This is a genomic window from Mycobacterium sp. NPDC048908, from assembly GCF_043197955.1.
GTDB lineage: Bacteria > Actinomycetota > Actinomycetes > Mycobacteriales > Mycobacteriaceae > Mycobacterium.
In genome coordinates this window covers 222,727-236,184 of the sequence record NZ_JBICUE010000003.1, presented here as the reverse complement: position 1 = coordinate 236,184, position 13,458 = coordinate 222,727, and the positions used below count along the sequence as shown (strand labels likewise).

The 13,458-nt window shown below is 65.9% G+C and carries 10 protein-coding genes; 4 read left to right on the top strand and 6 right to left on the bottom strand.

Features of this window, described 5'->3' with window-relative positions; all coding sequences use genetic code 11:
* Window positions 1-2 precede the first annotated feature (2 nt).
* The 3 genes from ACGFK1_RS10020 (at window position 3) to ACGFK1_RS10010 (ending at window position 4,966) form a co-directional block, all read left to right on the top strand.
* On the top strand, window positions 3-2,717 hold the full coding sequence (locus tag ACGFK1_RS10020; protein WP_393428104.1) for an AAA family ATPase: 2,715 nt from the start codon (window positions 3-5) through the stop codon (window positions 2,715-2,717).
* 86 nt (window positions 2,718-2,803) lie between these two features.
* Window positions 2,804-3,037, top strand: coding sequence for a hypothetical protein (locus ACGFK1_RS10015; protein WP_393428460.1), 234 nt, complete (start codon window positions 2,804-2,806; stop codon window positions 3,035-3,037).
* Window positions 3,038-3,133: 96 nt separating this feature from the next.
* Window positions 3,134-4,966 carry a hypothetical protein gene (locus tag ACGFK1_RS10010; RefSeq protein WP_393428103.1) on the top strand — a complete coding sequence of 611 codons (1,833 nt, stop codon included), beginning with the start codon at window positions 3,134-3,136 and terminating at the stop codon, window positions 4,964-4,966.
* Between the two features lie 116 nt (window positions 4,967-5,082).
* On the opposite strand, the gene ACGFK1_RS10005 is transcribed toward ACGFK1_RS10010, so the two are convergent.
* From ACGFK1_RS10005 to ACGFK1_RS09980, 6 genes are all read right to left on the bottom strand, one after another.
* Complete coding sequence (locus ACGFK1_RS10005) at window positions 5,083-5,964, bottom strand: polysaccharide deacetylase family protein (RefSeq protein WP_393428102.1); 882 nt, start codon at window positions 5,962-5,964, stop codon at window positions 5,083-5,085.
* Window positions 5,965-6,037: 73 nt separating this feature from the next.
* The gene (locus ACGFK1_RS10000) at window positions 6,038-7,351 is read right to left on the bottom strand and encodes a PhoH family protein (RefSeq protein ID WP_393428101.1); all 1,314 of its coding nucleotides are present in this window, start codon (window positions 7,349-7,351) and stop codon (window positions 6,038-6,040) included.
* A gap of 226 nt (window positions 7,352-7,577) precedes the next feature.
* Window positions 7,578-8,405: an acyl-ACP desaturase gene (locus ACGFK1_RS09995; RefSeq protein WP_393428100.1), complete on the bottom strand. Its 828-nt coding sequence runs from the start codon at window positions 8,403-8,405 to the stop codon at window positions 7,578-7,580.
* A 52-nt stretch (window positions 8,406-8,457) separates the two neighbouring features.
* Complete coding sequence (gene glyA, locus ACGFK1_RS09990) at window positions 8,458-9,732, bottom strand: serine hydroxymethyltransferase (RefSeq protein ID WP_393428459.1); 1,275 nt, start codon at window positions 9,730-9,732, stop codon at window positions 8,458-8,460.
* 80 nt (window positions 9,733-9,812) lie between these two features.
* Window positions 9,813-11,282, bottom strand: coding sequence for a glycine hydroxymethyltransferase (locus tag ACGFK1_RS09985; RefSeq protein WP_393428099.1), 1,470 nt, complete (start codon window positions 11,280-11,282; stop codon window positions 9,813-9,815).
* A gap of 4 nt (window positions 11,283-11,286) precedes the next feature.
* Window positions 11,287-12,486, bottom strand: a complete 1,200-nt coding sequence (locus ACGFK1_RS09980) for a DUF885 domain-containing protein (RefSeq protein WP_393428098.1) — start codon at window positions 12,484-12,486, stop codon at window positions 11,287-11,289.
* Between the two features lie 30 nt (window positions 12,487-12,516).
* On the opposite strand from ACGFK1_RS09980, the gene coaA reads away from it, so the two are divergent.
* Window positions 12,517-13,455: a type I pantothenate kinase gene (gene coaA / locus ACGFK1_RS09975; RefSeq protein WP_393428097.1), complete on the top strand. Its 939-nt coding sequence runs from the start codon at window positions 12,517-12,519 to the stop codon at window positions 13,453-13,455.
* Window positions 13,456-13,458: the final 3 nt, after the last annotated feature.

Sequence of the window (13,458 nt, the reverse complement as noted above, 5' to 3'; positions counted from 1 at the left end):
GGATGATCAGTGGTTTCTTGTCTTCGGCGCGTTCGGAGCCGTCGGCCCTGCTGATCGACGGTGAAGCCGGCATCGGCAAGACCACGCTCTGGCTGGAGGCGCTCGAACTGGCCAACGAGATCGGATTTCGGGTCCTCTCGGCGCGCGCCGCCGTAGCCGAGTCGGTACTGGCTTACACCGCGCTGGCAGACCTGCTGGACAGTGTCCCGGCCGCCGCGTGGGCCGATCTCCCCGAACCGCAGCGATTCGCGGTCGATCAGGTGCTGATGCGCGCGGATGACGACACGGTCACCGATCAGCGCGCCATCGCCGCCGCATTCCTGTCCGTCGTCGGCTACCTGACCGACGAGGGCCCGTTGCTGCTGGCGATCGACGATCTGCAGTGGATCGACCCGTCGAGCATGCACGTGGTGGCGTTCGCCGCCCGGCGACTCAGCGGTCCGGTGGGCATCCTCGGCAGTGTGCGCACCGATACCGGCGACACCGCAAGCACTGCATGGCTGCAGCTGCCACGCCCCGATGCGGTCAGCCGAGTCCAGTTGCACCCGTTGGGTCTCCACGATCTGCACGCCGCGGTCTCGACGCGCCTCCGGCGGGCGTTCTCGCGTCCCACCATGGGCCGCATCCACGCTGAGTCCGGCGGAAACCCGTTCTATGCAATCGAATTGGCTCGGGCGCTGACCGAACGGCCTCCTGGCATCGAAACTGCGTTGCCGAGCACTCTTGCCGATGTCGTGAAAGTTCGGCTCGATGGGCTGGATTCCGACCTGCACGACGCATTGCTGGCTGCGTCATGCCTGGCTTCACCGACGGTAGAACTGGTGTCGGAAGCGACGATCAAGGACGACGACCGTCTGATCGCGCTCCTCGAAGGTGCGGAGAGCAAGGGCATCATCACCATCGACGGCAACCGTATCCAATTCGCTCATCCCCTGTTGGCCAGGGGCGTGTACACAGAGGCCGCCCCAGGCAGGCGTCGAACGATGCATCGGCGCCTCGCCGACATCGTCGACGAGCCCGAGTTGCGGGCACGCCATCTGGCGTTGGCCGCCACCAGAGGCGACCAGATCACGCTGCAAGCGCTTGATACGGCGGCCGAATCCGCGCGTGTCCGCGGCGCACCCGCCGCCGCGGCAGAACTGATGGACTTGGCGATCGGACTCGGCGGCGACACCGCCGACCGTCGACTGCGTTCCGCCCTGCATCATTTCGACGCGGGCGACCAAGAGCGCGCACGCATCGTGTTGGAAGAGACCATCGACAGTCTGGCGCCAGGCGAACTGCGCGCCGAAGCGTTCAGTCGACTGGCTGTCGTCAGACTGTACGGCGACGGCTTCTTCGAGGCGGTGACGTTACTGCGTCGAGCACTGAACGAAGTGCATCCCGATAGCCCTCTGCGGGTGCAGATTCTCATCACGCTGGCCTATGCCCTTCTGCAATCCAGCGAGTTGCCCGACGCCCTCGAGACAGCGGAGGAGGCCGTCGCACATGCCGAGCGACTGAATCAACGGCATCTGCTGGGCTTGGCGATGGGTATGCGGGTGACCCTGGAATTCCTCAGTGGCGCAGGGTTCGACGAAGACCAGCTGCGCTTCGCGCTGCAGCTCGAGGACCCAGACATCTTCACACCCTTGGTCTTTCGGCCGTCGGTTCAGCGTGCGCTGCTACTGGAGTGGATCGGCCGCCTCGACGAGGCGCACCGCATTCTGGAAGCCGTCAGGCGTCGCTGCGCAGAGAAAGGCGAAGAAGGCGAGCTGATCTTCATCGCACAACATGTGGTGCTCAGCGACGTCTGGCGGGGCGATTTCGTTGCGGCAGGCCTGGTCGCCGACGACGCCATGGAACGGGCCCGTCAGCTCGGCGGCGACACCCCGCTGTTCTTGGCATACAGCCTGCGGGCGCAGCTGGCCGCGTACGCCGGGCGCGAGACTGATGCCAGGCAGTCCGCAGCGGAAGCCCTCGAAATCGGCCGCCGCACAGGCGCAATTCGATTGACCGACAGGGTCATCGGCACGCTCGGTTTCCTCGAGGTGTCGTTGGGCCGCTACGAGGAGGCGGTCGCGACGATGCGGTCCCTGCTCGCCAAGTTCGACCCGGCGTCGACGTCGACAGAGTTGCCAGGCGCAACGTTCCTGCCCGACGCCATCGAGGCGCTGATTCAGGTGAACAGGGGCGACGACGCCGAGCCACTCATCGCGGCCCTCGAACGCAACGGGGAGCGGCAGGGCCGCGCGTGGATGCGAGCCGTTGGCGCGCGAGGCAGGAGCATGCTGCTGGCCGCACGCGGTGACCTCGATGGGGCAGGCGCCGCCGCCGAAAACGCAATGCTGCAACACGACCGGCTGCCGATGCCTGTCGAACGCGGCCGAACCCTGTTGCTGCTCGGCCAGTTACAGCGCAGGCAGCGCAAGAAGGAGGCGGCATCGGCAAGCCTTCAGGAGGCGTTGGACATCTTCGAGCGGCTGCACGTGCCGCTGTGGGCCGCTCGTGCCCGTGCCGAACTCGCCCGCGCCAACGTCGGCCCTCGTCAGAGCGGACAACTGACCCCCTCGGAGCAGCGAGTCGCCGAGTTGGCCGCGTTGGGGATGAAGAACCGCGACGTGGCGACCGCGTTGTTCATCAGCCCGAAGACCGTCGAGGCGAACCTGGCTCGGATCTACCGCAAGCTGGGCATCAAGTCGCGCGCCGAGTTGGGCCGCCACATGGGCAAGAGCTAGTCACCCCGTCGCACCGCTCGACGGTAGGGAAACACCCTATTTCTGTACGGCCGTTGGGCGGATTAGCGTCAACCGCCGTGCCGGTCATGCAACCGAAGGAGGGATCGGTGGGCCTCGACCCCAGCCCTGTGGCAAGTCAGAACCACTCCACCCTGGTGACAACGGCGACCAGCCAGCCCGCGTTGCGCACCGGGTTCGCGATGCTGGGCCTGGTCTCGTTGTTGGACCTGCCACGAGCGGAACCGGCCGACAGGGTGGTTGCGCTGGGTGGGGCCGTCGTCGCGGGCTGGTTTCTGGTCCGAGGGCGCAGACTGCGGTAGCCCGGCGTTGCAGGCGCTGACGCCAGCGTCGATTGTGGTCATCTATTGCTGTGGCAAACGATAAGGTTCCACCCTGGTGAGCCCCAGGAGTCAACAGTGACATCGATCGACAAACCCAGACCACGCCCAACTGACGGCGATGGGCTCGGGTTCAGCCGGCGCAAGGCGGTGCGGTGGTTCAGTCCGCCCACACTGGCCCGCGCCGCCGCCAAAGTGGTGCTGGCCGCCGCGTTCGGCGACTATCTCGACAAGCGGGAAATGGAAAGCACTCTCACGGCGAGTGTGTTGACGGCGGGCGCCGGCGCCGGCGACCTGTGGATCGACTTCGTCGCTGACACCGCCGACGGATTCGATCAGACGTATTCGGTCGCGTGGTGTGTCTCGCAACCGAACATCACGCCGGTCGGCTCCGATGGACAACCCCGAACGCTGCCTCGCGCACAGCTCATCGTGTTCGGCGGCGACGAGGTGTACCCGTACGCCACACCAAAGGAGTACGAAGACAGGTTCAGCGGTCCATATCTTGCCGCGCTGCCATGGACGGAGCCGGATCCGTCGCGCACCGAGGAGCCGCATCCGCGCATGCTGGCCATTCCCGGCAACCACGACTGGTATGACGGCCTGACGGGGTTCATGCGGATGTTCGCACAACACGGCTGGATCGGCGGCCGCCAATTGCAGCAGACCCGAAGTTACTTCGCCGTCGACCTTCCCGGCCCATTCTGGTTGTGGGGCATTGACATTCAGAGCGACAACTATGTGGACGCCGCGCAGATCGCCTACTTCAAGACCGCCGCCGACAAGATGACCCACAACGACGCGCTGATCCTGTGCACGGCCAAACCGAGTTGGACAGCGGTCCGCGACTCCGAGGACGCGTACCGCAACCTCGCGTTCGTCGAACGCACGCTGGTGCCCGACGGGGTCAGGACCATCCTCATGCTGTCCGGCGACAAGCATCACTACGCACGTTATGAAGCGGTGGACGATGCCGTCGCAGCGCAGCGCAGGATGAAGGTCACCGCAGGCGGCGGCGGGGCGTTTTTGTCCACGACGCAAAAGCTCGACCGCTGGTTGGAGGTGCCGAAACCCCGAGGGGACGCCGATCCCGAGACCGACGACAACGAACGCTTCCAGTTGGCGTGCCGTTACCCGAGCCTCAACCAGTCGCGCCGCCTCAACGGCCACATTCTCGCGCTGGGCCTGCGCAACCCGTGGTTCATGGTCATTCCGGCGACGATGTATGTGTTGCTGTTCATCGCGAGCGTCTCTCGGCTTGCCGACCAGGACAACAAGATCGGCCTCGATGTCCACCATGAACCATGGGGTTTTCGCGACTTCCTGATCAGTGGGATGGGCGCGACGACGCTCGCAATCGTCTTCGTGGTAGCCGCGATAACATCCGCGTTCTACATCGTCCCCAAACGGGTCGGCGTCTGGACTTCACGTGTCATGCGGGGGCTGGCCGGAATCGCCCAGACGGCGTGCCATGTCGCTGCGCAGGCCGCGATCGCGATGGCGTGCGTGACGTTCCTGGAGCCGCTGACGAGCTGGCGCTTGTTACTCAGCACGCTTCTGGTCGCTGTGGCGGGCGGTGTCGTCGGCTCGTTGATCTTCGCGACGTTTCTCTTCCTGGTGTTCACCGTGTTCGGCTGGAACAGCACCGAGGCTTTCTCGGCGTTCCGCTACTCCGGATACAAGAATTTCCTGCGTATGCACGTGACGAAGGAGGCGGTCACGGTATACCCGATCGGAATCGACAACATCTGCACGCGTTGGGATTACGACCCCGACAACCCATCGCGTGAGGCGTCATGGCTCAAGCCTCGTACCGGCCCCATCCAGACACGGCTCATCGAACCGGAATTCACGATTCATGCGCCGTGCCGTCAGTCCTCGCCGTCTTCGCAGCAGCGGGCCACCTCCTGATGCCCAGCGGGGCGCGGTCAGGTTGTGCACAACGAGGCTGACGGTGAAGACAACCGCGTAACCCAGCACCAGCAGGGTGAGCACAAACGTGGGTCGGTGCGCACCGAGTCCCCTACCTATGCGCCGTTGTTCGCGCCGCCGGAGTTGGCGCCCTCGATATCGTGGATCGGGAAGTTGGGCATCGGCGCGGGCGACGGCGTGGCAGGCAGCGTCGGAATCTCGGCGGGCGGGATGTCCATCAGATCGTTGACCGGCGGGCCGTTCTCCCGGCTTCCGTAACTGGTGCCGGGTTCGCGCGGTCCGACCATTTGGCTCACAGTCACCAGGTGGTAACCGTTGCGCCTGAGCACGGGAATGAACTGGTAGACCAAATCGACTGTGCTGGAGTAGGTGTCGTGGAACAACACCACCGAACTCGGCTTGATCTGCGTCATCAGCATGTAGCGGGTGGCGCCGGTGTTGGAGTCGTTGGCCCAGTCGAACGGGATCACGTCCCAGTTGATGTCGGCCATGCCTTGCGCTTTCGCGGCAGCGAGCACGTTGTCGTTGATCAGACCGCCCGCGGTACGAAGAAGCTTGGGTCGCTGTCCCGTTGCGGCCTGGATGGCGTCGTTGGCCTTCGAGATCTGGCTGGGGATGTCCTCGGGCGGGATCGTCGTCATGTTGGGGTGCTCCCAGGTGTGGTTGCCCACCTCCATGCCGGCATCGGCGATCCGCTTGGCCCCCGCCGGGTTGGCCGCGACCTTGTTGCCGATCAAGAAGAACGTCGACCTGGCGTCGTTGTCCTTGAGGATCTGCAGTAGCCGGTCGGTGTATGGGCTCGGCCCGTCGTCGAACGTCAGCGCCACGCACTTCACTTTCGCGCAGTCGACGTCTTCCGCGCTGGCCTTACGCACGTGCCCGGTGAGGCCACCGATGACCAGCACCGCGGCCGCCGCCAGTACGCCAAGGACGGTCCTCGCGTAGCGCCAGGCCTGGCTGTCGGGTCGCTTCGGCACGCAAGCAGCCTACCGATTGGTGATTTGAGGAGTCTGAACCGCGCCGACCGCGGTTGCGACTCCACAAACCGCATCAGGGCAGGGCGCCGGGGCTGATCTCCTCGAGCATCTCGGTGACCAGCGCCGCGATCGGCGACCGCTCGCTGCGCAGCAACGTGATGTGGGCGAACAACGGATGGCCCTTGAGCTTCTCGATCACCGCGGCCACGCCGTCGTGGCGGCCGACGCGCAGGTTGTCGCGCTGGGCGACGTCGTGGGTCAGCACCACCCGCGACCCGGCACCCAACCGCGACAGCACCGTCAACAGCACGTTGCGTTCCAGCGACTGGGCCTCGTCGACGATCACGAACGAGTCGTGCAGCGACCGGCCCCGGATGTGCGTCAACGGCAGCACCTCGAGCATGCCGCGGGAGAGCACCTCTTCGAGCACCGCCGGGCTGGCCAGACCTTCGAGCGTGTCGAAGACGGCCTGCGCCCACGGGCCCATCTTCTCGCTCTCGCTGCCGGGCAGGTAGCCCAGATCCTGTCCGCCGACGGCGTACAGCGGCCGGAACACGACGACCTTGCGATGGGTGCGGCGCTCGAGCACCGCCTCGAGGCCCGCGCACAGCGCCAGCGCGGACTTGCCGGTACCTGCCTTGCCGCCGAGTGACACGATGCCGACGGACTCGTCGAGCAGGAGGTCCAGCGCCACCCGCTGCTCGGCTGAGCGGCCACGCAATCCGAACACCTCGCGGTCGCCGCGCACCAACTGCACCCGCTTGTCGGCGTTGACCCGGCCCAGCGCATGGGAGCTGCCGCCCAGTAGCCGAACTCCGGTGTGGCACGGGAGATCACGTGCGGATTCCAGGTCGATCTCACCGTCCGCATACAGCATGTCGATGTCGCCGGGCGTCGCCTCGATCTCGTCCATCCCGGTCCAACCAGAGGTGATGACGTCCTGGGCGTGGTACTCGTCGGCATTCAGCCCGACCGCACCCGCCTTGACCCGCAGCGGAATGTCCTTACTGACCAACGTGACTCGCTTACCCTCCGCGGCCAGGTTGGCCGCGACCGTGAGGATCCGCGCATCGTTGCTGTCGTTGCGGAACCCGGCGGGCAACACCGTGGGGTCGCTGTGGTTCAACTCGACATGCAGCGTACCGCCTTGCGTCCCAACGGGAATCGGCTGATCCAGCCGCCCGTGCTCGAGCCGCAGATCGTCGAACATCCGCAGTGCCTGCCTTGCGAACCAGCCGAGTTCATGGTGATGTCGCTTGGCTTCCAGTTCGCTGATCACCACCAACGGGACCACGACTTCGTGTTCGGCAAACCTGGTTGCCGCCCAGGGATCAGACAGCAGCACGGAGGTGTCGAGCACATAGGTCCGGACGGTAGTTTTGGTCACGTAGCGCTCCTCGAGGCGAGGGAATTCATGCGGCCCCGCACGAACACTTCGGCGGACGCTGCGGTACCAGGACCGGGGCCGGTCCTCTCGTGATCGAAACGATCGGTACCGCCCGGATAGCAGAGCATGTCGCTAGCCATCGAGAAACGACGCTACTCTCGCTTCGCGGTTCGCGCCGCGCAGGCGCGCCGTGCCCGGTGTCGCGGGCCGCAGCGGCCTCCGGTAGCTAACTGGTGACGTACTGCTTCAGCGCAGGCTCGTCGGCCACGCCCCACGCGGTGACGCGATCGGCGATCACCTGGCGCAGTTGCTCGGGTCCGAAAATCCCGGCATCTGCGACGTTGGCGACTTTGTCCGGGTAGGCGTCGATGTTCCCACCGACGACATCGAGTTCGGCGGCGCGCCGCGCAATCGCCTCGACCGTCTCCTCGCGGCTGTAGCCGAGGCAATGCGCCACCAGGTTGGCAAAGAACTCTTCGTGCCGCTCCTCGTCGCGGGCGATCCGGCCGACCAGGCCCTTCAATACCGGCTCGGCGATCTGGGCTTCGAGGTTGCGGCAGAACACGGCGTGCTCGCGCTCGAAGAACGCCATGAACACCAGGCGCTCGATCTGGGTGTAGGTGTCGGCGCGATAGCCCTTCATCACGTGTTGGACGCGGACGTCCTCGTTGGCTGAGGGATCGATCTCGCGGGTGACGACGAGGTAATTGCGCAGCGCGATGGCATGCAAGTGCTCCTCGGCGGTCCAGCGACCGAGCCAGCGCCCCCACTTGTTCTCGAGGATGAAGCTGAACACGAACTCGCGGTGATAGCCGGCGAGGTTGTCCTTGGTGATCAGCAAAATCTCGAGAGCGTCGGTGACGACCTTGGGCAAAGTGACCTGCGACGGGTCCCAATCGCGGCCGCCGAGGAAGGCGAAGTTCTCGCCCTGCTCGAACGGCACGTAGTCGTGGGCGTACCACAAATCCTCGGAGTCGATGTGGCGGCGTAGTTCCTGCGCAACGACCGGCTCGAGTTCGAGTATCAACGCATTAGGAACAGGTTTCTGTGCCATAAAAGTAACTGTAACCCGTGTTCACACATTTCCGGAAATCGGGCCGGGCGTGTCACCGCCCGTGCAGTTCCCACCCCTCCAGCCCGTCATAGAGCGGATGGTTGCCGGCGAGACGACGAACCCGGCCGGCCAGTGTCGAGACGTCGGCGGTCTGCGTCAGCGCCGCGGCGATCACATCGGCCACCTCGGCGAACTCGGCGTCAGCGAAGCCGCGGGTGGCCAAGGCGGACGTCCCGATCCGCAGTCCCGAGGTGACCATGGGCGGCCGGGGGTCGTTGGGCACCGCGTTGCGGTTCACGGTGATGCCGATGTCGTGGAGCAGGTCTTCGGCGGTCTTGCCGTCCAGCGATGAATCGCGCAGGTCGACGAGCACCAGGTGGACGTCGGTGCCTCCGGTGAGCACCTTGATCCCGGCGCGTGCGACGTCGGCGGACAGCAGTCGGTCGGCAATGATGCGGGCACCGGAGAGGGTGCGGCGCTGGCGTTCGGCGAACTCCGGCGTGGCCGCGATCTTGAAGGTGACGGCTTTGGCCGCGACCACCTGCATGGCGGGGCCGCCCTGCGTACCAGGAAACACGGCCGAGTTGACGGCCTTGGCGAACCGCTTGGCACCCAGGATCAAGCCCGAGCGTGCGCCGCCAAGCGTCTTGTGCACGGTGGTGGACACCAGATCGGCGTGGGGCACCGGTGAGGGGTGCACACCCGCTGCGACCAAGCCGGCGAAATGCGCCATGTCGACCCACAGATGCGCGCCGACCTCGTCGGTGACCGCTCGGAACGCCGCGAAGTCGAGGATGCGCGGATACGCCGACCACCCGGCGACCAGCACCCGAGGCCGAAAGTCCTTGGCCTTGGCCCTCACTGCGTCCATGTCGATGCGGCCAGACACGGGATCGACGCCGTAGCAACCGCTTTCGTACACCTTGCCGGAAAAGTTCAACTTCATGCCGTGCGTCAGGTGCCCGCCGTTGGCGAGGTCAAGGCCGAGCAACCGCTCACCGGGCGCCATCAGCGCGGCCAGCACCGCGGCGTTGGCCTGCGCGCCGGAATGCGGTTGCACATTGGCGAATTCGGCGCCGAACAACGTCGTCGCGCGGTCGCGGGCGATGTCCTCGATCGCGTCGACGTGCTCGCAGCCGCCGTAATACCGACGGCCCGGCAGCCCTTCGGCGTACTTGTTGGTGAGCACGCTGCCCTGCAACTGCAGCACAGCGCGCGGCGCGAAATTCTCAGAAGCGATCATCTCGAGCGTGTCGCGTTGGCGCCCCAGTTCGCTGCTCAGTAATTGCGCAATGTCGGGATCGACAACGCCCAGCGGGGCGGACATCACGGAACTGGCGAGCTCAGCTGTGGCGGTCACGGCGGCGAGTGTGGCATGCACCCGCGCGAAATGGGGGGCTACGTCTTCTAGAGCGTCAGCCCCGGATACAGCGGGTTGGCGGCCAATAGCTCCGCCGCAGCCGAATGCACCCGCTGCGCCGTGCCGTCGGCCAACTTGTACTTGGCCTTCGACGGGCCGGCAGGCCCATCCGCCGCCTCGGTGTTGGACAGCACCTCGACCATCAGTTCGGCGACCCGGTCGAAGTCGTCGGCCCCGAAGCCGCGAGTGGTCAACGCCGGGGTGCCCAACCGGATTCCGCTGGTGTACCAGGCGCCGTTGGGGTCGGCGGGGATCGAGTTGCGGTTGGTGACGACGCCGGCGTCCAGCAGCGCCGACTCGGCCTGGCGGCCGGTCAGCCCGAACGATGACACGTCGAGCAGCACGATGTGGTTGTCGGTGCCCCCGGTGACCAGTCGCGCGCCGCGCTTGAGGAAACCCTCGGCGAGCGCCTTGGCGTTGTCGGCGACGCGCTGCGCGTACGCCTGGAATGCGGGTTGGCGCGCCTCAGCCAGCGCGACGGCCTTGGCTGCCATCACATGAGAAAGCGGCCCGCCCAACACCATTGGGCAGCCCTTGTCGACGGCATCGGAGTACTCGGCGGTGGCGAGCACCAGCCCGCCGCGCGGACCACGCAACGACTTGTGCGTGGTGGTCGTGGTGACGTGGGCGTGCGGCACCGGATCCTCGTCACCGGTGAACACCTTGCCCGCGACCAGGCCGGCGAAGTGTGCCATGTCGACCATCAGCGTGGCGCCCACCTCGTCGGCGATCTCGCGCAGCTTGGCGAAGTCGATCCGGCGCGGATAGGCCGAATACCCGCCGACCAGGATCAGCGGCTTGAATTCGCGTGCGGCCGCGGCCAGCGCGTCGTAGTCGAGCAGTTCGGTCTTCGGGTCGGTGCCGTAGCTGCGCTGGTGGAACATCTTGCCCGAGATGTTCGGCCGGAAGCCGTGGGTGAGGTGGCCACCGGCGTCCAGCGACATGCCGAGCAACCGCTGGTTGCCCAGCTTGGCGCGCAGCTTCTCCCAGTCCGCCTCGGACAGGTCGTTGACGTTCTTGACACCCGCGTCGGCCAGCCCGGGAGCTTCGACGCGGGTGGCCAGAATCGCCCAGTAGGCAACCAGGTTGGCGTCGATGCCCGAGTGCGGCTGCACATAGGCGTACGGCGAGCCGAACAGCTCGCGGGCATGCTCTGCGGCCACGGTCTCGACGGTGTCCACGTTCTGGCAGCCGGCGTAGAACCGGTGCCCGATGGTGCCCTCGGCGTACTTGTCGGACAGCCAGGTACCCATGGTCAGCAACGCCGCCGGGGAGGCGTAATTCTCGCTGGCGATCAGTTTGAGCGAATCACGTTGGTCAGCAAGCTCTTTGCGCGTCGCGGCGGCGATGCGTGGCTCGACGGACTCGATGATCTGCAGGATCGAGCGGTAGGCCGAGCTCGCGGTATCGGCGTACTCGGCACCGGGAGCTGAGGTGGTGACGGGGTCTGCAGTCATGGTGTCAGCCTACGTCCCGCAGCGAAGACGGAATCAGGGGCTCGTCGAGCAGTCGTCCGAACCGTTCGGTGAGGCTGACGTCGTCGGGCCGTGCCTCCAGCCAGCCGCGCAGCAGTCGGTACCCCTCGACGTAGGTGCTGGTGTAGGCGCGCCACAACGGCGAGGACAGGAACCGCAGCATCTGCCGGGCCCGTTCGTCGTTGACCAGCAACCAGCGCCTGAGGAACGCGACGACGTCGTCGACATCGCGATGCTCGTCGTGCAGCATCAGCGCCGCGTCCTGGCGAACCTCGGCGAGTGCGCCGACCGCCTCGGACACCGCCTCGGCGCGCGCGCCGTCGAACCGCAGCCCGAGGTCGGCATAGATTTCGCTGGCCCAATCACCCCAGTTCGGTCCGATCGCCGCGTACAGCGCCAGATCGGCCAACCCTTCCGCCATCAAACACTGCGGCGTGTTCACCAGGAAGATGGTCTGCTCGGCCTGGTTCCGCCCGGCCACCAAGCCGAATTCTTTGCGGCAGTGCTCGGTGTGGTGTCCGGGATAGGACTCGTGCGCGACAAGACGGGGCAGATTCGACATCTGCTGCTTGAGGTCAGCGTTGACTGCGACGGTCGAGCGATAGTCGCCGAGGTAGTAGTTGAACCCCGACCAGGGTTTGTCGGTGACGATCTCGTAGGTGATGGTCTCGCGCTCCGGCAACGGGAATTCGGCGCGGACCCGGTCGCGCAGGGCGCTGGAAAACGCGTGGATGGCGTCCTCGAGTCGGGCGGGCGGAATCTCCTCGGCGACCCGATAGGCCTGCATGCGCTCGGCAAGCGGTCCACTGCCGCCGAGCGCGTCGTCGAGCCTGCGGTGCGCCTGCTCGTATTTCTCCGTGTCGCCCCTGGTGATGTGCACGTCGAAGTACGCCTCAACTTCGTCGACGAAGCCCACGTCCTGGCCAGCGAACTTGCGGCCGGCGCAGGCCAACGCGCGCAGATGAGCGGCGACGTAGTCGGCACGCGGCGCTTCGAGATCGTCGGGAATGTCGGCGGCCAGCCGCTCGGCCTGGTCAGCCAGATCGGCGGGGTCGGGCGCGGCCTCGTTCTGCACCTGCTTGCGCAGTTCCGGGTCCCCGGTGAAGGAGTCGACGTAGCCTTCCTCGATCCGGTCGAAGCGCAGGCCGAGCAGCAGATATTCCCGCATCAAGGTGGTCGTGTCCATGTCCCCAACGTTAAATGCAAGACTGACCCCATGCCGCGGCTGAGCGAGCCGAGCCCCTACGTGGAGTTCGACCGGAGTCAATGGCGCGCACTGCGCATGTCGACGCCGATGAAGCTGACCGAAGACGAAGTGCTGCAACTGCGCGGTCTTGGCGAGAAACTCGACCTACTCGAGGTCGAAGAGGTCTACCTGCCGCTGGCCCGGCTGATCCACCTCCAAGTGGCGGCGCGTCAGCGACTGTTCGCCGCGACCGCCGAGTTCCTCGGCGAGCCCCAGCAGAACCCGAACCGGCCGGTGCCGTTCATCATCGGCGTTGCGGGCAGCGTCGCCGTCGGCAAGTCCACGACGGCCCGTGTCCTGCAAGCACTTCTGGCCCGCTTCGAACACCATACCCGCGTCGACCTTGTCACCACCGACGGCTTCCTGTACCCCAATGCCGAGCTGGGCCGTCGAAACCTGATGCATCGCAAGGGTTTTCCCGAAAGCTACGACCGACGCGCACTGATGCGCTTCGTCACGGCCGTGAAGTCGGGCGCCGACAAAGTGTGCGCGCCGGTGTACTCGCATCTGCTCTACGACATCGTGCCGGGCGAAAAGCAGCTCGTCATGCATCCGGACATCCTGATCCTCGAGGGCCTCAACGTCTTGCAGACCGGACCGGCGCTGATGGTGTCGGACCTGTTCGACTTCTCGGTGTACGTCGACGCACGTATCGAGGACATCGAGCAGTGGTACATCAACCGGTTCCTCGGGCTGCGGACGACCGCGTTCGCCGATCCGGCTTCACACTTCCACCACTACGCCACCCTGACCGACGACGCCGCGGTGTTCGCGGCTCGCGACATCTGGCATTCGATCAACCGCCCCAACCTTATTGAGAACATCTTGCCTACCCGACCGCGGGCAACGCTGGTGTTGCGTAAGGACGCCGACCACGCGATCAACAGGCTGCGGCTGCGCAAGCTCTAGGCA

Excerpts from the sequence above, each read along its gene's own strand:
- ACGFK1_RS10020 (WP_393428104.1), top strand. The coding sequence starts at position 3 with ATGATCAGTGGTTTCTTGTCTTCGGCGCGTTCGGAGCCGTCGGCCCTG.
- ACGFK1_RS10015 (WP_393428460.1), top strand. The coding sequence starts at position 2,804 with ATGCAACCGAAGGAGGGATCGGTGGGCCTCGACCCCAGCCCTGTGGCA.
- ACGFK1_RS09995 (WP_393428100.1), bottom strand. The coding sequence starts at position 8,405 with ATGGCACAGAAACCTGTTCCTAATGCGTTGATACTCGAACTCGAGCCG.
- glyA (WP_393428459.1), bottom strand. The coding sequence starts at position 9,732 with ATGTCCGCCCCGCTGGGCGTTGTCGATCCCGACATTGCGCAATTACTG.
- ACGFK1_RS09985 (WP_393428099.1), bottom strand. The coding sequence starts at position 11,282 with ATGACTGCAGACCCCGTCACCACCTCAGCTCCCGGTGCCGAGTACGCC.
- ACGFK1_RS09980 (WP_393428098.1), bottom strand. The coding sequence starts at position 12,486 with ATGGACACGACCACCTTGATGCGGGAATATCTGCTGCTCGGCCTGCGC.
- coaA (WP_393428097.1), top strand. The coding sequence starts at position 12,517 with ATGCCGCGGCTGAGCGAGCCGAGCCCCTACGTGGAGTTCGACCGGAGT.